Below are 22,227 nucleotides of genomic sequence, written 5' to 3'. Positions count from 1 at the left end.
CGTATCACGGAACGATTACACCGAGAACCCTACGAACGCACTGGTCACATTTCTTGCGCCGGGCATTCGACGACCGACCGGGAACCGGCGGCAATCGGACGCTCCGGCGTTACTCCATTCAGCCGCTTCGGACTTTGAACGTCGCGTCGCCGGACGCGGTCACCGGGCGGCCGGTCGGGTCCTGGCCGGTGACGGTCGCCTTGCCCGTGAAGCCTTCCCCACCTGCGACAGTCGTGCAGGTGTAGGTGATTTCGGCGTCCGCGGCCAGTACCGGCGTGGTGTGCGCGCACGACGTCGTGTGGTCGTCCACGACGGACACGGCGGTGAGCGGCACGTCACCGGTGTTTTTGACCAGGATCGAAAACGTGACGGTGTCGCCTTGGCGGACTTCGAACGGCGTCGCGTCCTTCATGAGCGCGATCTCGGGGTGGACTATGTCGACTTTCGCTTCGGCTTTTGCTTGCACGGAGCGATTGGTCGAGTCCATTCCCGTTACTTCGGCCGTGGTGGTGAAGTCGTCCTCCGGCGCTTTTCGAGTGCAGGTGTAGATCCGCTTTTCGCCGGCCGCCAGTGCGGCGAACTTCTTGGCGCACGGATCGTCGTCCACAACGGACATGCTGATCAGCGGCACGTCACCGGTGTTGGTGACGCTGATCGTGAACGTGACGTCGTCGCCCGCGCGGACCGTGCCCGGCGTCGCTTCTTGGGCGATCTTCACGGCCGGGTGGATGACATCGATCTCGTCGGCGTCCTCCGCGGTGACCGGCGGGCCGGTCGGGGCCGTGGCCACGACCTTCGCCTTGCTCACGACGTCGTCCTGCGGCGCGGTCGTGGCGCAGTCGAACTTCTGGTTCGCGCCGGCTTCGAGCCGGTCGAAGGCCTTCACGCAGGGCTCGCTGACCTTCACGTCGGTCAACGGGACGTCGCCGGTGTTCGTGACGGTGACCGTGAACGGCACGGCGTCGCCCTGGCGGAAGGGGCCCCGCACGTCCTGCGTGATCTCGAGGGCGGGGTGCAGGACGGTGTAGGCCGCGTCGTCGGTCGCGCTGACCTGGCGGTTCGTCGGATCGGTGCCAGTCGCGGTGGCGGAGCTCACAAAACTGTCGGTGCCGGCGTTTACCGTGCAGGAGTAGTGCTGGAGAGCGCCGGGAGGGAGGGTGCCGATGGACTGAGCGCATGCCGGAGTGCGACTGTCCGCAATGGACACGTCGGTCAGCGGGACATCGCCGGTGTTCGTGACGACGAGGGTGAACGTGACGGTGTCGCCCTGCCGGACCCGCGCGGGCGTAGCGTCGTCCGTGATGGTGACCGCCGGGTGGATGACATCGACCGGTTCCCCGGCGGTGGCGGTCACGGGACGGTTCGTGGCGTCGGTGCCGGTGACCTTCGCGGTGGCGGTGAAGTCGGCTTCGCCGGCGACTTGAGTGCAGCTGTAGTTCTGCGTAGCTCGCGGTTCGAGTGAACCCAGGGGTTTGGCGCATGCCGGTGCGTCGGGATCGGCCACGGAGACGTCGTGCAGCACGCTGTCGCCGGTGTTGGTGACGGTGATCGTCGAGGTGACGGTGTCGCCGGAGCGGACGACTCGCGGGTCGACGGTCCTGGTGACCGCGATGGCCGGGTGGATGACGTCGGCGGTGGCCTGGGCGTTCGCGGTGACCGCGGGGCCGGTGGGCGGAGTGCCGGTGACCTGGACGGCGGCGGTGACGTCGTCGGCCGGTGCGGTGAGGGTGCAGCCGAAGTCTCGGGTGCCTCCGGGTTCGAGGGCGCCGTCGAGGGCTTGCGCACAGCCTGTGGCTCGCGCCTGCGGGCCGGTGGCCAGGGTGCTCGTGGCCCGGCTGCCGGGCGTCTGCGAGTCCGTGACTCGCAGGGCGGTCAGGGGCACGTCGCCGGTGTTGTGCACGGTGATCCGCAGCGGCACGGCGTCGCCCTCGCGGAACGGCCCGCCGGTGACCGCCGCGGTGATCGTCACGCCGGGGTGCTGCACGGTGAACGCGGCTACCGCGCTCACCGTCACCGGCCGGGCCGTCGGGTCGACACCCGTCACCGCCGGCTTGTTCGTGAAGCCGGTGGCGCCCGCGACCGTCGTGCACGTGTACGCCGAAGTCGCCTGCGGCTGAAGCGTCCCGAGCGGCTTCGCGCACTCCGCGACCTGGTCGTCCGCGACCGTCACGCCGGTCAGCGGCACGTCGCCCGTGTTGGTGGCGGTGATCGTCCACGTCACCTTGTCGCCTTCGCGGACCGCGGCGGGCGAAGCCTGCGCGGCGAGCGCCACCCCCGGGTGGATCACGTCGACCACGGCGTCGTCGGTGACCTTCACCGTGCGGCCGAGCTGGTCCTTGCCCGACGCTGCCGCCGTGTTGGTGAAGTCGTCCGGTGGGGCCGGTGCCGTGCAGGTGTACGTCTGCCTTGCCCGCGGCGGCAACGCGCCGATCGTCTTGGCGCACGCCGGCGTGCGGTCGTCGGTGACGGCGACCTCGGTCAGCGGCGCGTCGCCGACGTTGGCGACCGTGATCGTGAACGTGATCGGGTCGCCGGCGCGGACGATGCCGGGTGCGGCGTCCTTCGTGAGCGTCAGGGCCGGCGTGATCACCGTGACGGTCGACGGCGCGGTGGCGGCCACCGGCTGCCCCGCGAGGTCGGTGCCGGTGGCGGTCACGTGCGACGTCGTCGTGGTGGACGGGTTCGCCGTGCACGTGTACGTCCGCGTCGCGCCCGCGGCCAGGCCGTCGAACGTGCGCGAGCACGACGTCGTCGTGTCGTCGGTGAGCTTCACCGGTGCGAGCGGGCTGTCGCCGGTGTTCTTGACCGCGACGGTGAACGTCACGGCGTCGCCGGCGTGGATCACCGGCGGGTCGGCGGTCTTGATGACCTCGACGGCGGGCGCGATCGTCGGCGCGGGCGCGTCCGCGGTGGCGGTGACCTGCTTGCCGAGCTCGTCGGTGGCGGCGGCCGTCGCGGTGTTGACGCCGTCGGCAATCGGGGCCTTCGCCGTGCACGTCGTCGTGCGGTTTTCGCCGGGCGCGAGAGCTCCGGTGAGGGCGCACGAAGGCACCTTCGGGTCGGTGACCAGCAAGCCGGAAAGGCCGGTGTCGCCGGTGTTCGTGACCTTGATCGCGAAGGTCGCGGTGTCGCCGGCGCGGTAGGCGGGCTTGTCGGCGGTCTTCGTCATGCCCAAGGACGGGTGCACGACATCGACGGCGGCGGTCGCGCCGCCGTCGAGCGCGTCGCCGAGAGCGCTCGTGCCGGTCGCCTTCACCGCGTTGGTGAAGTCGTCGGCCGGGGCGGGGCCGGTGCACTCGTACGTGACCGTCTGACCCGGGGCGAGCGTGCCGAGTGGCTTGGCGCAGGCCGGAAAGGTCTCGTCGGCGGCCTGCACCCCGGACGCCGCGATGCCGCCCGGGTTGGTGACGGCGACGGCGAACGTCACGGGCTCGCCGGCGTGCGCCTTCGGCCGCGTCGCGCGCAGGGCGACCTGGAGTTCGGGCACCGGCACGGAAAACGCCATGTTCTGCGCGAGATAGCTGTCCCCGCTGGTGACGAAGCCGAGCTTCGCGCTCGTCGCGCCCGCGGGGATGCTGTCGACGTCGAACGCTTTCGCGTCCACGCTGAAGTTGTTCTTCACCCCCGGCGCGGCCGCGTTGTCGGCGTTGGAGATGAAGAAGTTCGACGTCCCGCCGGTCGCGGGCTCGGCGGCCGGGGTGCCGTCGACGAGGAACTGGTCGCCGGAGCCGCCCCAGTCGCCGTCGTAGGCGGTGACGCCGATGTGCGCGTCGGCGGCCGCCGCGCGGAAGCCGGCGATCGTCGTTTCCGTGGGTACGTCGGAGGCCTGGCGGACGTGTCCGTCGTAGACGACGACCTTGCGCTTGTTCGGCGCGAAGTCGGGGTTGCGGGACGGGTACGCGTAGACCAGGGCGATCGACCAGCCGCCGGCGCAGTCGAAACCCCGGGGGGCCCAGACGTTGCCGACGGTCACGTCGAGCGCGACGCCGGTCGGCGCGGCCGCGAACTGGCTGGTCACGTCGGCGTGGGCGGAGTAGTAGGGGCCGTCTTCGGCGAAGGCCGACGGCTTGACCTCGACGGACTTCGCGCTGCCCACCGAAAGCCGCACGTTCTGCGTCGCGGGGTTCCCGGGCGGCGGAACGGCGGGAACGCCCTCGCGGAAGCCGCACGTCGTCCCCGTCGTGTTGCCCGCCCAGTTCAGGCGGGCGAAGACGATCCGGGCGCCGGGCGGGATGCGGACGGACGCGCTCGCCGAGTCGAACGTGCCCGGGTCGGCATCGACGTCGGCCCACTGCATGAAGAAGTCGTCGTTGACCAGGGTGTCCTTGCGGTCCGCGGTGTTCGCGCACGCCGCGGGGGTGTCGACCGCGCCGGCGGCCGGCGCGTGGTCGGCGGCGACCGGGCAGCGCAGGACGCCGTTGCCCGCGTACAGGAAGTCGCCGTAGACGACGTCGTCGTAGCCCACCGCGAAGGGCGGGGCGCCCGCCGCGCCGGCCGACGGCGTCAGCGCTGCGGCCAGTAAGGCCAGTGCCAGCACGAGAACCAAGCGAAGCGGTCTATCGGACAACCGCATTCCGCGCTACCTCCGGGGCCTGGACGACCTTTCGGAGCCTGGCACGAGCGAGCCCTTCGCGCCTCTACCTTCACCCGTCCGTGGCGCCGGTCAGCTTCGCCGTCGATTCGTGGGTGAGGGCGGTGGCCCCCTCGACGAACCCGATCACCGTGCGGAGCTCGTCGTCGGTGTAGCGGTCGCACAGCTCGTACATGCGCTTGACGAGGTTGTCCCAGAGGTGCACGCCGCTCGCGATGGCCTGTTCGTCCAGCGCGATGAGGACGCGACGGCGGTCGTCCGGGTGCGGGCGGCGGTCGACGATGCCCTTGCGTTCCAGCCGGTCGATCATCGCGGTCACCGACGCGGGCGCCAGGCCGGAGAGCCGCGCCAGGTCCTTCGGCGTCTGCGGCCCGAACCGCGCGAGGTAGTCCAGGACCTTGCTGTCGACCGCCGACAGCCCCCGCGTCTCGGAGATCGCGGTGTGGAACATGACCGTCTCCGTCGACAGCTCCCGCGACCTGAGCAGGACTTCTTCGACCAGTTGCGCTCGCTCGCTTGACACGGGCCCCAGCCTAGCCCACTCTTTAGTTCGACAGAACGAATTAGTTTCTAAGAGATTCGAGGGGACGAACGAGATGACCAAGGCACTGATCATCGGGGGCGGCATCGCGGGCACGATCACGGCCATCGCCCTGCACGAGGCCGGGCACGAACCCGTGTTGTTCGAGGCGTACGACCGGGGCGCGGAGGGCGTCGGCGCGTTCCTCACCCTGGCGGTGAACGGCCTGGACGCGCTGCTGCCGCTGGGCCTCAAGGACGTCGTCAAGAGCACGGGCTTCGACTCGCCGCGCATGTCGATCGGGCTCGGCAACGGCACCCGGCTGACCGAGTTCACCCTCGGCGGCACGCTGCCGGACGGCACGGTGAGCCAGACCGTGCTGCGCTCCGACCTCTACGTCGCCCTGCGCGACGAGGCCACCCGGCGCGGGATCCACGCCGAGTACGGCAAACGCCTGATCGGCGCGAGCCAGACGTCTTCGCAGGTCAGAGCGGACTTCTCGGACGGCTCACACGCAACCGGCGACCTGCTGGTCGGCGCCGACGGGCTCCGTTCGCGCGTCCGCACGATCATCGATCCGGACGCGCCGGCGCCGCGGTACGTGCCGCTGCTCAACACCGGCGGGTTCGCCGAAGGCCTGACCCTGCCGGACGAGCCGGGCGTGCTGAACATGGTGTTCGGCAAGCGCGTGTTCTTCTGCCACGTCGTCAGCCCGGTCGACGGGCGCGTCTGGTGGTTCGCGAACCCGGCGCGCAAGACCGAGCCGACCACGTCCGAACTGGCGACGCTGGCCGGCGAGAAACTGCGCGCCGAGCTGCTGCACCTGGTGGCGCCCGACCGGACGCCGGCGGCGGACATCATCCGCGCGACCCGCGAGGTCTACCCGGCGTGGCCGACGTTCGACTTCCCGACGGTCCCGGTCTGGCACCGCGGCCGCATGGTGATCATCGGCGACGCGGCGCACGCGACGTCGCCGGCGGCGGGCCAGGGCGCGTCGATGGCCATCGAAGACGCCGTCACGCTGGGCAAGTGCCTGCGCGACGTGCCGGACGTCGCGCGGGCATTGGCCACCTACGAGGGTCTGCGGCGCGAGCGCGTCGAAGCCGTGGTCGCGGCCGGGAAGCGCAACGGCGACCAGAAGGTGATCGGCCCGGTCGGGCGCGTCATCCGCGACTTCTTCATCAAGCGGGTGTTCTCGAAGCCGTTCGACGAGGACCCGAACGCCTTCATGTGGAACCACCGCATCGACTGGAACGAAAAGATCTCCGCCTAGCGCCAGGTGTCGACGCGGTGGAAGTTCTTGTACGCCCGGCTCGGGGTCGGGCCGCGCTGCCCCTGGTAGCGGGACCCGGCCTCACTCGAGCCGTACGGGAACTCGGCCGCGCTGGAGAGCCGGAAGATGCACAGCTGGCCGATCTTCATGCCCGGCCAGAGCGTGATCGGCAGGTTCGCGACGTTCGACAGTTCCAGGGTGATGTGCCCGGAGAAGCCCGGGTCGATGAACCCGGCGGTCGAGTGCGTGAGCAGCCCGAGCCGGCCGAGCGACGACTTGCCTTCGAGACGGCCGGCGAGGTCGTCGGCCAGGGTGACGAGCTCGAACGTCGAGCCGAGCACGAACTCACCCGGGTGCAGCACGAAGGGCTCGTCGCCCTCCTTTTCGACCAGGGAGGTCAGGTCGTCCTGCTGCAGCTGCGGGTCGATGTGGGTGTACTTGCTGTTGTTGAAGACGCGGAAGTACCGGTCAAGCCGGACATCGACGCTCGACGGCTGAACCATGCCGGCGTCGAAGGGGTCGATGCCGAGCCGGCCGGCGTCGAGCTCTTTGCGGAGGTCACGGTCACTGAGCAGCACGGGCGGAAGCCTATCCGGTGGGATCAGGCGGCCCGCATGTGCTGCGCGTAGGTCGTGTCCGGCGCGAAGATCTTCTCGAGCCGCTTCACGTACCCGCGGCGCCCGGCCTCACCGATCCGTTCCTGCAGCGCGGTGGCCCCGGGGATGAACCGCCGCACGGTCTCGGCGGCGAAGTTGACGCCTGCCACAGCGACGATCGCGGCCTGCGCGACGGGGTCGTTCGGCAGCCCGAGGAAGTCGGCATTGGTCTTCCCGAGCACGAGCCGGCTGATCGACGAGTGCACGGCGACGGAGACGTGCGAGAGCACCTTCCCGACAGGCCCGCGCCCCTCACCGACGGCGGCGTTGGCCTCGACCAGCGCCTTGGCGAGCCGCTTCGAGTCGTCGTCCGGGATGAACTCGGTGGCGGCGAGCAGCCAGAGCAGCCGCCAGGCGTCCTCTTCGGAGGTGGGCAGCAACTCGTCGTCGACACCCATGAGCCACCCGATGTAGCGCCAGAGGTGCAGGATGTCGCCGCGCTCGCGCGCGGAGTAGCGAAGGCCGAGCAGCTGCGTGCCGAAGACGTAGACGAGCGAGAAGAGGAGGAGGGTGCCGGCGGTCTGGACCTGGTTGACGGGCCGATCCCAGGCGTCGTAGTCCCAGTCGTCCCGCCGGTTCATGGCGGCGCGCAGGTGGGCGTGCACGAGCCGGATCCGCAGCGCGGAGGCATAGCCCTGCTCACCGTGCTTGAGGGCACCGGGAGTCGTGACGTCGATCCACCAGGTGGCGGTCTCGACGAGCCGCCGCGTGGCCTGGTATTCGATCTCCCCGGTCCCGACCAGGGCTTTCGTGGCGCGCGACGCGAGGTAGCCGCCCATGAGCGACATGTCGCCAAGAGGGAAGAGGCCGAGCAGCCCGGCCCGGGTGATCGCCCTGGCACCACGCTCGAGCCGCTCGTCGTCGACCCAGTAGGGCTTGGCGTCGACCTCGTCGAAGAAGGCCTTGAGCGGACCTTCTTCTTTGACGCCGTCCTTGAGGGCATCCTCGAACAGCCTGCGTCCCTGCCCTTTCGGTTGCCGCGCCATCCAGGCGACGACGTCGTCGGCCCGCCGGTCCTGGACCTGAGCGAACTCCCGCAGCCGCGCGACCTGCCGCTCGTCACCCCGGATGTCCCCGTCGACGAACAGTCGTTGAGCCAGCCGGAACCCACCGTGCCGGAACAGCTCAGGATCGTCCACGGCGCTCACCTCCAAGGTCGACAACAAGTGTTGTCACTTGAAGCGCGAACGTCAAGGAGGGAGGGTCTGGACACGGGGATCACGCCGCCGTGTATGCTGGCGACACACTGCGGATGTAGTTCAATGGTAGAACATCAGCTTCCCAAGCTGAATACGCGGGTTCGATTCCCGTCATCCGCTCTCAGAGAGAAGCCCCAGGTCACACGGTGTCTACTGTGGACCTGGGGCTTTCTCTATCTCCGGTCTTCACTTCTCGCGTGCCATTAATGTGCCATTAGCCGACCGGGACCGGTTGGCTGTCCTGATCTTCGTCGTCGTCCGGGGTGGTTCCCTTGCGGTGCCGGTCGACGAGCTTGGACAGCCGGTCCGCGATCTGCTTGTCGGCGTCGCTGGTCGCCCACTGGTAGATCAGGGCCGCCCGCATGTCGTCGTGCCCCATCCGCGCCATCAGGTCCTTGGTCGACGTGCCCGCCTTCGACGCCCAGATGTTCCCGGCGTGCCGGAGATCATGGAAGTGCAGGCCCTTGAGCCCCATCTTCTCCACGACCTCCGTCCACCTGGTCCGTTGACTGAAGTTGGGCCGGCGGACCGCGTGCCCAGCTCGCTCACCCGTGAAGAGCAGCGCGTCCTGCTCCGGCTTGACCCAGGTGTCCAGGTGCCGCAGCAGGTCACGGCGAACCGCCGTCGGAATGATCAGCGTCCGAACACCAGCCCGCGACTTCGGCGGACCGACGACGAGCCCACGGCCGGGGACCTCGACCATGGCCCGCGACACCCGCACCCACGACGCGTCCTCAGCCACGTCACACCGGCGAAGCGCCGTCACCTCACCCCACCGCAGCGACCCGAACGCGGCAAGCAGGACCAGCGCCCGGAACCGCTCCGGCACCCGACCGTGGCCCAAGTCGAAGACCTGGGCCACGGTGATGACCGGCCGTTCGTCAGGGTTCTCCTTGTCAGCACCACGGACCCGGCAGGGGTTACGCGGGAGGATCTTGTCCTCATCAACGGCCGTGTTCAGGATCGCCCGCAGCAGCCGATACGACTTGGCTGTCACCGACTCCGAGACGCCCGCCGCCAACCGATCCGACCGCCACTGCCTCACCAAGGCTGGGGAGAGCTTGCCCAACTCCACCCCACCGAGACCGGGATCAATGTGCTTGCGCAGCAGCCACTTGTACAGCTCGACCGTGCGCGGACGCAGTCCCGGCCGCTCCGTGATCCACTGGTCCGCGTAGTCGCGGAGCTTGCGCTTCGCCCGTTCCGGGTCGATCCAGTCGCCGTGCGCGATCTGCGTTTCGACCTCGGACAGCCAACGTTCCGCCGTCCGCTTCGTCTCGAAGGTGTTGGGCGCCGTCCTCGTGATGCCGTCCGGCCCGGGATATCGGGCCTGCCAGCGACCCGACGGCAGTTGCCGAACGCTTCCGAACCCTCGGTGCCCATGCTTGTTCGCCATTTCAGGCCGCCCTTCCGAGATCTCGGCGAACCGAAGCGCGGGTGATCGGCTCGACGCGTCCCAATTGCATGAATTCCTCCAGATCGACCACCGCCAGCCGTACGTGCGCGCCGGCCTTGTGAAAGGCGATCCGCCGTTCCGCGATGAGTCGACGCACGAACCGGACTCCGGTGTTCAGGTACTCGGCCGCTTAGTCGACCGTCAGGTACTTCGTCTCCATCCGTTCCCCCTTCCTGATCAGGCCGCTTGCCGAGTTGCCGAAGTTTCTGGCGGTCCCGCTGCGAGTAGCGCCCGGTCATATTCGGCCTTCCACGTGATCCGCTCGGCGATGGCGCGCATGACGAGGTGATCCCGGGGTGGGACGTGAGCATCGGTGGACTCGACCTTGCGCCAGACGAGCCGGGCGGGATCGGGTTCGGGCTTCTCGATCCCGACCACCGCGAGGGCTTGCTTCACGAAGGCCTTGCGGTCGGCTTTGTGGTCCACGAGCGTCTTGCCCGACCACTTCCGCGACACCAGCACGCGGCGCCCCGGAAGCCCGAGGGTGGTCTGCCGATGAGCCCGTCCCTTGCAGTGCCCGGGAGTCGTCTTGCTGTTGACGCCCTTGGGTTGGACGCCGTAGAGCAGCCAGACCGCACAGCGCGGCGAGCACGGGGCGATCGCCAGTTCCGCGTGAAGCCGGTCGTGGTGAGCGACCTGTGCTGCGCCGTTGGCTTCGACTACCTCACCGGTGGACTTGGTGAGGTACTTCGTCAGGTAGCCGATGTGACGGCCGGCCTCTGACTCCGGAGTTCCTGCATGACCGAGCGCTCGACCACCTGCCGGACAACCTCCGCGCCGACGTCCAAACGCTCTGGGACTACCACGACATGCACCACGAACTACGGCCCACCGACGTCGGGATCGGTCTGGGGAGCCACGATCTCGGCGTCGCCACCTACGCTGCGGAGCTGTACCAGCGGGAATACTTCCCGTGGATTGTCTTCACCGGGGCCAACGCACCGACGACCGTCGAGCGGTTCCCACGCGGGGAGGCTGTGCACTACCTGCAGCACGCGCTGGACTTGGGGGTTCCGGATGAAGCGATCCTGGTTGAGCCGGAGGCGCGGAACACTGGGGACAACATCACGCTTAGCCGGAAGCTGCTGGAGGCGCGGGGGATCGAGGTCAAGTCGGTCATGCTGATCTCGCGCCCGTATCAGCAGCGACGGGCGTATGCGACGTGCAAGAAGCTCTGGCCCGAAGTCGACGTCATCTGCGCGTCGCAGCCCCTGCCCCTGGACGAGTACATCGAGAGCATCGGCGACTTCGACCGCGTCATCAACATGCTCGTCGGCGACACTCAGCGCATCACCGTGTACGCCGCGCGCGACTTTGCGATTGAGCAAGACCTACCCAAGAACGTTAGGCAATGTCAAGAAGCCCTAATTAGCAAGGGTTTTACTAAGAGGATTATCTGAACTGCACCAGCTAATGTTTACACTTGGCCATCTTGGATAAGAACTACACATGAGAAGTTTCCATATCAGCCTTTCGTCGAATCGCTCTCAGATGTGGTATCGGTGATAGAAACGGGACGCAGTTATAGTTGGGAACGAGACGCGAGCCAAAGAGTGTGCTCTCTACTAATTGCATCCTCTGCGTCGTTGGCTTCAATTGACCACGCTCGCTCAGAATCCGCAATTTGTAGCTTAGCCTCGACTTGAGATAGGTCCGTTACCGCAGCACCGTAGGCGCGTGCAAGGAAATCGTGCTGCTTGGTCTCAATCCAAGCAACTATGGCACCGACTACAGCGGCAATGGCAGGGCCGAGTAGAACTCCAGCCTGCGTCAAGGCTTCGATCAATGATCCGATCGCCCCAGCAACCTCTAGTCCAACTAGCACGAATCGCCATTGGACAGACCTTTGCCGGTTATATTTCGCCTTTCTGTGGTACCAGTCCTTCTGATGATCAATCCGGTTGCGAAGGCAGAACTCTTTTCTCTGCGCCCAACTCGCCCGTCGCTGATCTTGCATCCATTCGGACACCATGCTCGCGTTAACCGCAACGAGATCAAGACCGCTAAACTGGTCCCTCAACTTTCCCAGGCGGCCGAGAAATTCACGAACCGCACTTTCGTTATCCATATCTACAGGGAAAGGCTGCGCGTAAACAGCAAACTTCCAGGCAAGAGTTTTTGACCGATTCAGCGACAGCCCGACCGTCGTACCAATTTCTATCAGGCCGATTTCACCAAAGCGCGCTCTCGATGGATAGCGCTCCGATAAATAGGACAAGACCGACAACGGAAAGGAGGTCAATCTTGGAAGCACCTACACGCCAGGAGACTATACCTGCGGCAGCCGCAAGGACGATTAGAACCAGGCGCGCCGTAGTGCATCTCACGTATTGCTTCTGGCCCGAAAGGGAGGTGGCATCCGCGGCTAGGAACAATTGAGGCATGTCTGCGGGGCCGACAGCGCGTTCTTCTGACATGAAGGATATCATGCCGGAAGTACGGCTTTTACGCTACCGCTTTAGTGTACTGGGAGCGCGGGCGAGTCAATCGACATAAATACGCAATCGTAAACCAGTCCTACTGAAGCACTTTGCGCGGTCCAAATCCAGCTTTCAATGCGAATATTTATCAGAAGGGGGGCTCGTCAGGAAAGAGTGCACTGATTCTTCCGCTTGCCCATTTCGCTAACGTTTTAGATGTAGACGTGCTCATCAAGAACCTAAAGTCGTCGGCTTCCAAGCGCCCATCCTTAGCCATTTGATCCAAAAGAGAACGAAAAGGGGCTGTCTCTCTTGCTATTTCCCTTGAAACGGCGAGCCTGGGGTTCGAGTGCTCACTATCTCTGACTATGGACTTTAGACTCTGGATCTCGGCGATAATATCAGCAATTCCGCGAGCCTCAGAGTCATCAGATTGAGCAAGTGACTGGATATTAAGGGTGTAGGTAAGTGGTGTTTCAACGCTCTTTCCCGAACGTATACTGTCTACCATTCCTGCCAGGGTCTCCTTAGCTTCAAAGACCGAGTCGAGGTCCCTATGATCAACAAGAATCGTACGCAAACCCTGAATATCGAAGGGTACCTTCTGATCTTCAGCAATTATCTGAATGAATGGTTTCGCAACGGCGTGCCGGATGGCCAACTCGTAAAATACATTAGGGTTGTGGTCTGTCAGGTCGGCTATGACAAGGTCACTAGTAAGAAGTCCATCGATGATCTGAGAAGTAATCAATCCAGATTGATCCATTTGATCAGCACGCGTGACCGAGAAATTCATGGGAGTCAGAGTCGCACTGATGATATGCTGGAATATCTGGCTGCTGCGCTTGCGCGTTGTTGATTCAGGCGACCCGATTGGGCATATGTAGAAACAGGTCTCTGTCGTTTCACTCACGATCGTCACCACACTATCTTGCCTGAGTGCTGCAACTTCTTGATTTCAGGGTCAGGATCGCATGCCTCGGTACGCCGTGGTTGCCGAACTTGGCTCTATGGGATCACGGGCGCGCCGCCAGCGGGCGGCGCGCCGGTGCGGTACCGAGCCGGTCACCTGGGCGACCGCGCCCGCTCCGGCGCGGCGGGCTGCCGCTCCGCTTCGCCCACCGGCCGGGCGGCGCGGCCGCCAGTGGGACGCGTACGTAGCGCCACTTACCCAGGGCCGGAGGAGCCTCCCCATCGAGAGCCATGTCGTCACGGTCGCTCTCAGGGCCCCGATCGTTACGCACGGGGTCACCAGGGTCCACCCCGAAGCCGGATCGTGACAACGTCCGGCGACACCGCGTCAAGGCGGGAAAACGTGCCTTGACCCGGCACCGCCGGCCGCGTGCGGGCTTCGTATCGGGGTGAAGGGAGGGAAGTGGGTAAGCGGCGGCGTGCCATTGCCGTGCCATTCAGGCCGGTCAACGGCGGCCGACGGCAGGTAGCCCGGTCCCCAGTTCAGAGCCACTATCGGCCATGATCACCCTTGGTTCCCAAGCTGAATACGCGGGTTCGATTCCCGTCATCCGCTCCAATAGCAAAAAGGGTGTCTCCCGATTCGAGTGGCACCCTTTTTGGTTGTCACCGGGTGAATCGGTTGTAGAACAGCACCGGGTCGGTGATCCGGGAGAAGTTGCGGTCGGACGCGAACAGGTCGATCGTGTTCTCGTCGAGGATCTCCGCGCCGAAGCGGAAGTGGATCGACTGCGACCACGTGTTGTCGGGGCCGGGGCTGCCCGTCTCCGCGGAGAAGCGGCGCGTGAACTGGCAACGCCGGTCGCTCAGGGGGAACGCGTTCGATTCGTAGAACCGCACCTCCCCGCCCGCGTAAACGCCCATCACGTACCGCCGGGCCGCGCCGGCGTCGATGTCGGCGATGCCCACGGCGTTCGCCGCCTCGCCGGTGTCCACGCGCAGGTCGAGGAGCTTCGGGTCGGCGCTGTCGGTCAGCTTGCCGAGGTCGTAGAAGCGCACGCAACCCCGCGTGGTGTCGTCGTCCTCCAGCGCGACGGCGAGGTAGTCGCCGATCACCTGGGCGCCGCCGGGGTGGTTGAGGCCCCGCTCGGGGATCGTGATCTTCCTGGTGGGCATCTTCCATTCGCGGTCGAGGATGTAGAGGAACCCCTGGTTGCCGAGCCGCGCGTTGTAGGGCAACAGGAACCAGTCGCGGTAGGGCACCATCGATTGGATGGGCAGGTTTCGCGCAGCCCCTTGGTGCCGATGGCCCGGGACGTCGGTCAGCCGCATCGACCATTCGCGGCGCCAGGTGGCTTTGAACGCGGCGATACCGGTGCCGTCGTTCTTCGTCGACCGGTAGCCGACGTCGAGGCCGAAATCGTCGGCCAGCACTTCCAGGTCGCCGTCGGCGCTGGCGTGGTTGCGCTCGGAGATCCGGATTTCCGGGCCCCACGTGGTTGTCCGAGGTGCCGATGAAGAACAAGAGCAGCTGGTTGTCGTAGACCGCCGGGGCGGGTTGCCGACGGCTCCTGGTCTGCCCGTCGCGGATGTGCTGCCGCTTGCGCCAGCTCCGGCCGTCCGGGCTTTCGACGACGGTGAGCAGTTCGCTGTAGCGGTAGAACGCGAACAACGTGCCGCGGTGCAAGCGGAGAACGGGTTTCGCCGACGTCGGAAAGTACTGATCGGTGACGGTCGCGGCGACGTTCCAGCTGCAGCCGTCGATGCTGTAGACCGTGTGGATCTCCGCCGTTCCCCGCCGCCGGCGGGAACCACTCGCTGCCGTCGGACGACTGGCACAGCATGGGTTTCGAACGGTCCTTCCGGTCCCGGTAGACCAGGAAGCTTTTCGAACACGACGATCGGCACGAGCGGGCCGGCACTGCGCGCCTTGTTCTTCGCGGTGAGATCGGCCTTTTTCGACCAGTCGCTCCCGTTCTCCGACGAGCAGTACTCCACCGTGCCGGCGGAGGAAGTGTCCACCGTGGACAAGTACAGCCGGCCCCGGAACCGCACCGGTGCGGGCGATCCGTGCATCATTTCGCCTCTCCCCGGATCTGCGCCGCGATCCAGTGTCGAGCCGGAATCGCCATCGGGAAAGCGGCCATCCGGCGGTCGCCCGAAACGGTGACCTCGCCGACTACCGCGGATTCAGCCGATTTCGCAAATGGGCGGCGTGCGCGGCGGGAAGACCGGTCGCCACGGCGTGGGAAAGCGCTTCTGCGGCGGCTTCGGCGAAATCCAGGCGGAACAGCAGTTCCGCTCGGGACGCGTGCCACCAGGGATACTCCGCCAGATCCGGCAGTTCATCCACCAGTGCCAAAGCCGCGGCGGGTCCGTCGCGCTCCGCTACGGCGGCCGCGCGGTTCAAGTGGACCACCGGGGTGTCCTGGACCGACACCAGCACGTCGTACCAGGAGATCACCGCGTCCCAGTTCGTCTCCGCGTACGACGGCGCCAGGTCGTGGCAGGCCGCGATCGCCGCCTGGACGACGTACGGGTTCGGGACCGATGGCGTCCGGCGCAGCCCCACGCCCACCAGTTCGACGCCTTCCTTGATCAGCGAACCGTCCCACGCCGAGCGATCCTGCGCGGCCAGCAACACCGGCAGACCGGACGAGTCGAAGCGCGCCGCCCGCCGGGCGTCCTGCAGCAGCACCAACGACAAGAGCCCCAGCGCCGTCGGCTCGTCGGGCATCAACTCCGCCAGGAGGCGCGCCAGGCGGACGGCCTCGTCGATGAGAGCGGCCCGGCCCGTGTAACCCTCGTTGAAGATCAAGTACACCGTCGACGCCACTCCGGAAAGGCGCAACGGCAATTCCGAGGCGGACGGCACCCGGTACGGAATCCGGGCCTGGGCGATCTTCTGCTTCGCGCGCGTCAGGCGCTTCGCCATCGTCGCTTCGGGGACCAGCAGGCCGCGGGCGACCTCCGCCGTCGACAAACCGCCCAACGTCCGAAGCGCCAAGGCGACCTGCGCGTCCACCGACAACGCCGGGTGACAGCACGTGAACACCAACCGCAGGAGGTCGTCGCGGACCGAGACCGGGTCGGGGAACGGGTCGAAGGCGGGCATCGCGTCCGCCTCCTTCCCGAGCCGCTTCGCTTCGCGGCGGACGACGTCCACCGCGCGACGGCGGGCCGCCACCAGGAGCCAGCCGCGGGGGTTGTCCGGGACGCCGTCGCGCGGCCACGTCTCCAGCGCGCGCACGACGGCGTCCTGGACGGCGTCCTGGGCCAGGTCGACGCTGCCGGTGACGCGGACCAGCGTGGCCAGTACCCGGGTGCCCTCGTCCCGGACCAGCCGCGCGACCGCGTCCCCGGCGTGCGTCACTTGCTGAAGTCGACGACCGGCCGGACTTCGATGGCGCCGTCCCAGGCGCCCGGGATGCGCGACGCGACCTTGACGGCTTCGTCGAGGTCGGCGCATTCGATGAGGTAGAAGCCGGTCAGGGCTTCCTTCGTCTCCGCGTACGGGCCGTCGCTGGTGACGACGTCGCCGCCCTTGCCGCCGGTGACGCGGACCGTCGTCGCGGTCGCGGTCGGGTACAGCGCCGCGCCGCCGCGGATCACGGCCTGGGCGCCGTCGTGGAACTCGTTGTAGTCCTTCATCAGGTCCGCGGCCTCGGGCTTGGTCGGGTCGACGTCGGAGGCGAAGATGATCGCGGCGTACTGGGGCATGGCTGCTCCTCACAGATCCTGACCGGCGCCGATCGCCGGCTTTCACTGTAAGGACGAACGGGCGAAGGCGCGCCGGGACACTTGTCGCCGGAAAAGTTTCGCGGGCAAGGTGGGAGGCATGGGAGAGCCCGCGCTGTTCGGTCCGGACTTCGATCGCGACCCCTCACCCGCGTACGCGTGGCGGCGCTCGACCACCCCGCCTTGGTCAAGAGCCCGTTCGCCGGCAACGACGAGTGGCGGCGCTCCGGCATGGGTCTGCCGCTCGACCACCGGCCGTCGCTCGCGTCGAACATGATCAACACCGATCCGCCCGACCACGCGCGGTTGCGCCGCGCGTGCGCCGGCGCGTTCGGCTCGCGCCGGATGGAGAACCTGCGCGAACGCGCCCGGACGGTGACCGAAGACCTGGTCGGCGCCATCGCGGAACGCGGGCACGGCGACCTCGTCACCGAACTCGCCTACCCGCTGCCGATCGCGATCATCTGCGACCTGCTCGGCGTGCCGGAGCGGTACCGCGAGGACGTCCACGAGTGGTCGCTGGTCATCGACTCGGCCGACGACACCGACGGCTCGAAGGTCCGCGAAGCCACCGACGTCCTGGAACGGCTGGTCACCGAGGTCGTCGACGCCAAGCGCGCGACGCCGGGGACCGACCTGATCAGCGACCTCGTCGCGCAGGAGTCCGCGGGCACGCTGTCCGCCGACGAGGTGACGTCGACGGCCTTCCTGATCCTCATCGGCGGCCACGAAACGACGGTCGGGCTGATTTCGACCGGCGCGCTCGCGCTGCTGACCCATCCGGAAGAAGCCGCGCGAGCACGGACCGACCCGGCCCACCGCGCCGCCGTCATCGAGGAGACGCTGCGGCTGCATTCGCCGCTGCAGAACGCGACCTGGCGTTTTCCGACCGAAGACGTCGAGATCGGCGGGCAGGTCATGCGGCCCGGCGACCCGATCCTGGTCTCGGTGCTGGCGGCCAACCGGGATCCCGCCGCGTTCGACGACGCGGACGCGTTCCGACCGGGACGACGTGCTGCCGACCGGCGACACCTCGCGTTCGGCGCCGGGCCGCACCTCTGCATCGGCGCCGCGTTGGCCCGCTTGCAGGCTGACGTCGCCTTCGAGACGGTGCTCCGCCGGCTGCCGACGGCGCGGCTCTCCCGACCAGAAGCCGAACTCGGCTGGTGGCCGAGCCCGATCACGCGCGGGCTGTTCCACCTACCGGTCGAGGTCTAACCCTCGACGAGCTCCCAGTCGGACTCCGGCGTCTCGCGGTCGTAGACCTGGCCCGGCGCCGCCTTCAGGACCGCCCGGACGTCCGGGTACAGGTTCGCGACGTGCTCCAGCTCCAGGCCCTCGACCTCGAAGTCCTCCGCCTCGGGGACCTCGAAACCGACGAACAGCCAGGTGCCGTCCTGCTCGCGGACGACCTGGCGGACCGCGCGGACCGGCTGCTGCCAGCCGGCCGGGATCTCGGTGAGGCCGGTGCTGATCTGGGCCTCGTCGTCGGGCGAGCCGGCGAACTCCCAGGCCGCGCGGCGCTGGGACAGCAGGCGGATGTCCTCGTCTTCGTCGTCGGAACCGGTCACCGACGACAGCAGCCACGTGCGGCGCTCGGGGTCCCAGTCGGCGGCCATCCCCGTCGGCAGGCCGGCGAGCGCGGCCAGCTGCGGGAGCAGCTCGAGGGCCTCCCGCACCGACATCTTGCCGAAGCTCTCGCGGTTGACCACCACGTCGTCGGACAGCTCGGTGCCGTCGCTGATGAACCAGTCGTCCTCGTCGTCCAGCACGACGAAGCCGAGGGCGTCGGGGGCGTTCACCAGGGCCAGAGCGATGATGACCGGCGCTTCCGGATCCTGGCGCAGCGGCCATTCGGTCGACATGCGCCATATCCCACCATCGGGCGACCGCGGGCCGGGAGCCGGGTCGCCCGGACGGCGAAAACCAGGCGAACCCCGCGGCGGATTCGGGCACGATGAGGCCATGCTCGAAGGTCAACTGGTCCGGCTGCGCGCGCTCGAGCCGGAGGACGCCGAGAAGATCCACCCGTGGCTGAGCGATCCCGAGGTCGGCCGGTGGATGAACAACAGCCACCCGCGGTCGCTCGCGCAGATCCGCAAACGCGCCGAAGAACGCCCGGTCAACAGCTACGAGCTCGTCGTCCTCGGGATCGAGGCCGACGGCAAGCTCATCGGCATCGTCGACCTCCGGGACGCCGAACCCGAGATCGGCAACGCCGAGCTGGACATCTACATCGGCGATGCCGGCTACCGCAACGGCGGCGGCTACGGCACCGAAGCCCTGCGCCTGATGTGCCGCTACGGCTTCAACTCCATGCGCCTGCACATGATCACGCTCTGGGTGGTCGCCGAGAACGAGCGCGCGCGGCACGTCTACCGCAAGGTCGGGTTCTCCGAGGACGGCCGCCACCGCGAGGCGTTCGTCGCGATGGACGGCGAGCGCCACGACATGATCCTGATGAGCATGCTCAAGGGCGAGCTCAAGTGGTGAGCCGCTTGGGCGCCTTCAGCCGCCACGCCTCTTCGAGCAGCTCGCGCAGCTGATCGACGTCGACCTTCTCGAGGTCGACGATGATCGAGCCGTACCCGTCGTAGTGCGCTGTCGTGAAGAAGGCCGCGTCGCCGGAGTCCAGCAACGCGGCCTTCTCGTCGAGCCCGCACATCACGACCAGGCCGCCTTCGGCCTCGGTGCGCAGCCGCGCGAAACCCTTGCCCGCCACCTTCAGCGCGGGCGTGCGGTACCAGGTCGCCGCCTCGACCTCGGGGAGTTCCGAGGCCAGGCGGACGACGTCTTCCCAAGTCGTCATGGGTTCATTCTCGACCCGGCGTCTTGGAAAAACCGGACTACGGCAGCTGGGTGATCCGGTCCGCCACGGGCGGGGCCACGTTCGGGTGGGCGCCCAGGTACGCGACGAGCGCGTCCAGGTCGACCGGCCCGCCGGCCAGGTTCGTGCCCTTGGTGAACTCGGTGAAGCCGTCCCCGCCGGCGGCGAGGAAGTTGTTCACCGACACGCGGAACGTCGCCGCCGGGTCGACCGGCGTGCCGTTCACCGTGATGTTCGAAACCCGCGAGCCCTGCGGCGCGGACGCCGACCAGCTGTAGTGCAGCGAGCTCGAGATCTGCAGGAACTTCGGGTTCACCCCCGGCGCCCACTGCTGCTCCAGCACGTTCTTCAGGTTCGCGCCGGTCAGCGTGATCGTCTGCATGATGTTCGAGAACGGCTGGACCTTGAACGCCTCGCCGTAGGTCACCACGCCGTTGCCTTCGCCGGCCGGGGACGACGCGTAGGTGATGTCGGCGCGGATGCCGCCCGGGTTGGTCATCGCGATGACCGCGCTGTTCGACTGCGTGCCCGCGAGCTGCGCGTCGGCGATGACGTCGCCGAGCGGCGACTCGCCGGCCGCGTTGCCCGCCGCCGGCAGGTCCGCGGTGATGGTGCCGACCTGCTTGTTCGCGATCGGGCCCGACTTCGCCACGGCGTTGGCGACCAGCGCCGCCACCGCCGGGTCCGGGGTGACCGTGCGCGTGACGATCTCGTTGCGGGCCTGCGTCGCCGACCGGACGACGTCGCGCGTCTTCAGGTTGATCTTCAGGTCCACGACGGACAGCAGACGGCCGAACGACGCGCTCTGGATGACCGGGCGCGGCTGGCCGGCCGGGTCGTTGATCACGCAGTTGTACTGCTGGTGGCTGTGGCCGGTGAAGATCGCGTCGACCTTCGGGGTCACGGCCTTCGCGATCGCGGTGGCCGGGCCCGGCAGGACCTTGCAGTCGTTCGGCCCCTCGAGCTCGGTGCTGTCACCCTGGTGCATGAGCACGACCTGGGCCTTGACGCCGAAGAAGTCGAGCAGGTTCGCCGTGCGGTTGATCGCCTCGACCTCGTCGCCGAACTTCAGGCCCTTGATCGCCTCCGGCGTGACGACCGACGGCAGGTCCTTCAGCGTCGCGCCGATGACGCCGATCGGCACGCCGCCCTCAAACTTGACGGTGAACGGCAACAACGCGGGCAGGCCGTTGGTGAAGTACACATTGGACCCGAGGAAGGGGAACTTCGCACCACTGAAGGTCTTGTCGAACTGGCAACCGTCCGTCGGGTGGCAGCCGCCGAACTGCATGCGCTGCAGTTCCTTGTAGCCCTCGTCGAACTCGTGGTTCCCGACGACGGACGCGTTGACGCCCAGCATGTTCAGGAAGTCGATGGTCGGCTCGTCGTGGAACAGCGCCGAGGTCAGCGGCGACGCGCCGACGTTGTCGCCGGCGGACACGACGAACGAGTCGCGCACCTGCGACCGCAGCTGCTTCACGTGCGTGGCCAGGTAAGCGGCACCGCCGGCGTCCACAGTGGTCCCGTCGGACTGCACGACGCGACCGCTGGAGCCGGTCGGCGGCTCGAGGTTGCCGTGCAGGTCGTTGAACCCGATGATCCGGACGTCGGTGGTGGGGTCCGGGCGCTGGCCCGCGGACGCGGGCGCGGTGGTCACCGCGGTCGTCGCCAGCGCGGCCGCGGCGAGCACCACGAGCCGGGTTGAAAGCCTCATGCGTGTTTCCTCCGATTCGCGCCCAAGGTCCCCAAACGGGCGCACGGCGGAGGATTCTGCCTCGCGGAACAGTCAGCTACCAGGGTCAAAAGACGGACGTAAAGCGAATGTCACCTAACGCTTCCCTGGAGCAGCACCCGCGCGACGAGTTCGGGGTCGTCGTTCATCGGCACGTGCCCGCAGCCGGGCAACAGCCGGAACGTCCCGCGAGGAGCGACCTTCCGCAGGTCGGCGACGCGTGGCCGGGCGAGGATCCGGTCGTGCTCGGCCCAGGCGATGGTCACCGGGACGCCGGTGACCGGGCCGGTGAACCGGAAGTCCCCGCGCGACTGCGCGGCGGTCGGCTCGAACCCCGGCGCGGTCGCGAGCGCGTGGGCGTCCTCGACGACGGCGTCCGGGGTCAGCAGGCCCGGCTTCCCGACGATCATCCCGACCAGCGCCCGGCGCCCGGCCGGCGTCGCGGCGATGCGGCGCACGACGTGCGGTGGCGTGCGCTGGGCGAGCGCGCGGTGGGCCTTGAGCGTGGCGATCGCGTACATCTTCTGCGGCCGGGTCCACAGCCCGGCCGGCGACAACGCCGTGACGCTGCGGACGAGCCCGGCCTGGCCGAGCGCCAGCGACAGCAGGCCGCCGAGCGAGTTGCCGGCGACGTGCGGGCGGTCGAGACCCAGCTCGGTGAAGAGCTCCTTGAACATCACCAGCGCGGGCTCGACGCCGTACCCACCGGCGGGCTCGGGCGACTCGCCGAAGCCCGGCAGGTCCACGGCGATGACGTCGCGATGCGGCGTGAGCAGCGGAAACACCGGCGCCCACGCCTGACGGCGGTGGCCGATGCCGTGGATCAGCACCAGCGGCTCGCCCCGGCCCGCGCGGTCGTAGACAACGTCGTCCATTACCCGAGAGTAGGTCGGGGTCCGCGGA

The 22,227-nt window shown here is 67.7% G+C and carries 20 protein-coding genes, 1 tRNA gene and 1 pseudogene; 5 read left to right on the top strand and 17 right to left on the bottom strand.

Annotated elements, in window-relative coordinates:
- Positions 1-118 precede the first annotated feature (118 nt).
- Complete coding sequence (locus tag ACZ7PG_RS18875; protein ID WP_470240801.1) at positions 119-4,537, bottom strand: DUF7507 domain-containing protein; 4,419 nt, start codon at positions 4,535-4,537, stop codon at positions 119-121.
- Positions 4,538-4,643: 106 nt separating this feature from the next.
- Positions 4,644-5,114: a MarR family transcriptional regulator gene (locus ACZ7PG_RS18870; RefSeq protein WP_470240303.1), complete on the bottom strand. Its 471-nt coding sequence runs from the start codon at positions 5,112-5,114 to the stop codon at positions 4,644-4,646.
- Positions 5,115-5,187: 73 nt separating this feature from the next.
- Between ACZ7PG_RS18870 and ACZ7PG_RS18865 the strand changes: the two genes are divergently transcribed.
- A complete protein-coding gene (locus ACZ7PG_RS18865) occupies positions 5,188-6,384 on the top strand; it encodes an FAD-dependent oxidoreductase (protein ID WP_470240302.1) in 1,197 nt (398 codons plus the stop codon).
- On the opposite strand, the gene dcd is transcribed toward ACZ7PG_RS18865, so the two are convergent.
- The gene (dcd, locus tag ACZ7PG_RS18860) at positions 6,381-6,962 is read right to left on the bottom strand and encodes a dCTP deaminase (RefSeq protein ID WP_329053741.1); all 582 of its coding nucleotides are present in this window, start codon (positions 6,960-6,962) and stop codon (positions 6,381-6,383) included. The genes ACZ7PG_RS18865 and dcd overlap by 4 nt on opposite strands.
- A 23-nt stretch (positions 6,963-6,985) precedes the next feature.
- Positions 6,986-8,179 (bottom strand): oxygenase MpaB family protein, encoded by a 1,194-nt coding sequence (locus ACZ7PG_RS18855; RefSeq protein WP_470240301.1) that lies wholly within the window; start codon positions 8,177-8,179, stop codon positions 6,986-6,988.
- A gap of 109 nt (positions 8,180-8,288) precedes the next feature.
- Here ACZ7PG_RS18855 and ACZ7PG_RS18850 point away from each other — a divergent pair.
- Positions 8,289-8,359 (top strand) — tRNA-Gly (locus tag ACZ7PG_RS18850).
- Positions 8,360-8,453: 94 nt separating this feature from the next.
- On the opposite strand, the gene ACZ7PG_RS18845 is transcribed toward ACZ7PG_RS18850, so the two are convergent.
- From ACZ7PG_RS18845 to ACZ7PG_RS18835, 3 genes and pseudogenes are all read right to left on the bottom strand, one after another.
- Complete coding sequence (locus ACZ7PG_RS18845; RefSeq protein WP_470240300.1) at positions 8,454-9,635, bottom strand: tyrosine-type recombinase/integrase; 1,182 nt, start codon at positions 9,633-9,635, stop codon at positions 8,454-8,456.
- Between the two features lies 1 nt (position 9,636).
- Complete coding sequence (locus ACZ7PG_RS18840; RefSeq protein ID WP_470240800.1) at positions 9,637-9,813, bottom strand: excisionase family DNA-binding protein; 177 nt, start codon at positions 9,811-9,813, stop codon at positions 9,637-9,639.
- A gap of 59 nt (positions 9,814-9,872) precedes the next feature.
- Positions 9,873-10,415: pseudogene (locus ACZ7PG_RS18835) on the bottom strand (replication initiator); the annotation flags it as partial.
- Positions 10,416-10,504: 89 nt separating this feature from the next.
- On the opposite strand from ACZ7PG_RS18835, the gene ACZ7PG_RS18830 reads away from it, so the two are divergent.
- Positions 10,505-11,095, top strand: a complete 591-nt coding sequence (locus tag ACZ7PG_RS18830; protein ID WP_470240299.1) for a YdcF family protein — start codon at positions 10,505-10,507, stop codon at positions 11,093-11,095.
- Positions 11,096-11,217: 122 nt separating this feature from the next.
- On the opposite strand, the gene ACZ7PG_RS18825 is transcribed toward ACZ7PG_RS18830, so the two are convergent.
- The 6 genes from ACZ7PG_RS18825 to ACZ7PG_RS18800 all read right to left on the bottom strand — a co-directional run bounded on the left by ACZ7PG_RS18825 (position 11,218) and on the right by ACZ7PG_RS18800 (position 16,747).
- Complete coding sequence (locus ACZ7PG_RS18825) at positions 11,218-11,937, bottom strand: SLATT domain-containing protein (RefSeq protein ID WP_470240298.1); 720 nt, start codon at positions 11,935-11,937, stop codon at positions 11,218-11,220.
- Positions 11,867-12,079 carry an SLATT domain-containing protein gene (locus ACZ7PG_RS18820; RefSeq protein WP_470240799.1) on the bottom strand — a complete coding sequence of 71 codons (213 nt, stop codon included), beginning with the start codon at positions 12,077-12,079 and terminating at the stop codon, positions 11,867-11,869. The genes ACZ7PG_RS18825 and ACZ7PG_RS18820 overlap by 71 nt, the downstream gene beginning before the upstream one ends.
- 184 nt (positions 12,080-12,263) lie before the next feature.
- Positions 12,264-13,037 carry a hypothetical protein gene (locus ACZ7PG_RS18815; RefSeq protein WP_470240297.1) on the bottom strand — a complete coding sequence of 258 codons (774 nt, stop codon included), beginning with the start codon at positions 13,035-13,037 and terminating at the stop codon, positions 12,264-12,266.
- A gap of 656 nt (positions 13,038-13,693) precedes the next feature.
- Positions 13,694-14,461 (bottom strand): hypothetical protein, encoded by a 768-nt coding sequence (locus ACZ7PG_RS18810; protein WP_470240296.1) that lies wholly within the window; start codon positions 14,459-14,461, stop codon positions 13,694-13,696.
- Positions 14,462-15,206: 745 nt separating this feature from the next.
- Positions 15,207-16,400, bottom strand: a complete 1,194-nt coding sequence (locus ACZ7PG_RS18805) for an RNA polymerase sigma factor (protein ID WP_470240295.1) — start codon at positions 16,398-16,400, stop codon at positions 15,207-15,209.
- Entirely contained in the window at positions 16,397-16,747 is a 351-nt protein-coding gene (locus tag ACZ7PG_RS18800; RefSeq protein ID WP_470240294.1) for a YciI family protein, read from the bottom strand. Before ACZ7PG_RS18800 ends, ACZ7PG_RS18805 begins: the two co-directional genes overlap by 4 nt.
- Before the next feature lie 177 nt (positions 16,748-16,924).
- Between ACZ7PG_RS18800 and ACZ7PG_RS18795 the strand changes: the two genes are divergently transcribed.
- Positions 16,925-17,983, top strand: a complete 1,059-nt coding sequence (locus ACZ7PG_RS18795) for a cytochrome P450 (RefSeq protein WP_470240293.1) — start codon at positions 16,925-16,927, stop codon at positions 17,981-17,983.
- Here ACZ7PG_RS18795 and ACZ7PG_RS18790 read toward each other — a convergent pair.
- Positions 17,980-18,630 carry a hypothetical protein gene (locus ACZ7PG_RS18790; protein ID WP_470240292.1) on the bottom strand — a complete coding sequence of 217 codons (651 nt, stop codon included), beginning with the start codon at positions 18,628-18,630 and terminating at the stop codon, positions 17,980-17,982. The genes ACZ7PG_RS18795 and ACZ7PG_RS18790 overlap by 4 nt on opposite strands.
- A gap of 100 nt (positions 18,631-18,730) precedes the next feature.
- Between ACZ7PG_RS18790 and ACZ7PG_RS18785 the strand changes: the two genes are divergently transcribed.
- Complete coding sequence (locus ACZ7PG_RS18785; RefSeq protein ID WP_470240291.1) at positions 18,731-19,258, top strand: GNAT family N-acetyltransferase; 528 nt, start codon at positions 18,731-18,733, stop codon at positions 19,256-19,258.
- Here ACZ7PG_RS18785 and ACZ7PG_RS18780 read toward each other — a convergent pair.
- The 3 genes from ACZ7PG_RS18780 to ACZ7PG_RS18770 all read right to left on the bottom strand — a co-directional run bounded on the left by ACZ7PG_RS18780 (position 19,248) and on the right by ACZ7PG_RS18770 (position 22,199).
- Positions 19,248-19,574, bottom strand: a complete 327-nt coding sequence (locus ACZ7PG_RS18780; RefSeq protein WP_470240290.1) for an MmcQ/YjbR family DNA-binding protein — start codon at positions 19,572-19,574, stop codon at positions 19,248-19,250. The two genes, ACZ7PG_RS18785 and ACZ7PG_RS18780, sit on opposite strands and share 11 nt — an antisense overlap.
- Positions 19,575-19,611: 37 nt before the next feature.
- Positions 19,612-21,306, bottom strand: a complete 1,695-nt coding sequence (locus ACZ7PG_RS18775) for a bifunctional metallophosphatase/5'-nucleotidase (RefSeq protein ID WP_470240289.1) — start codon at positions 21,304-21,306, stop codon at positions 19,612-19,614.
- Between the two features lie 110 nt (positions 21,307-21,416).
- Positions 21,417-22,199, bottom strand: a complete 783-nt coding sequence (locus ACZ7PG_RS18770; RefSeq protein WP_470240288.1) for an alpha/beta fold hydrolase — start codon at positions 22,197-22,199, stop codon at positions 21,417-21,419.
- Between the last annotated feature and the right edge of the window lie 28 nt (positions 22,200-22,227).

Source organism: Amycolatopsis sp. NPDC114504 (assembly GCF_055633595.1).
This window is presented reverse-complemented; position numbering and strand designations above follow the sequence as displayed.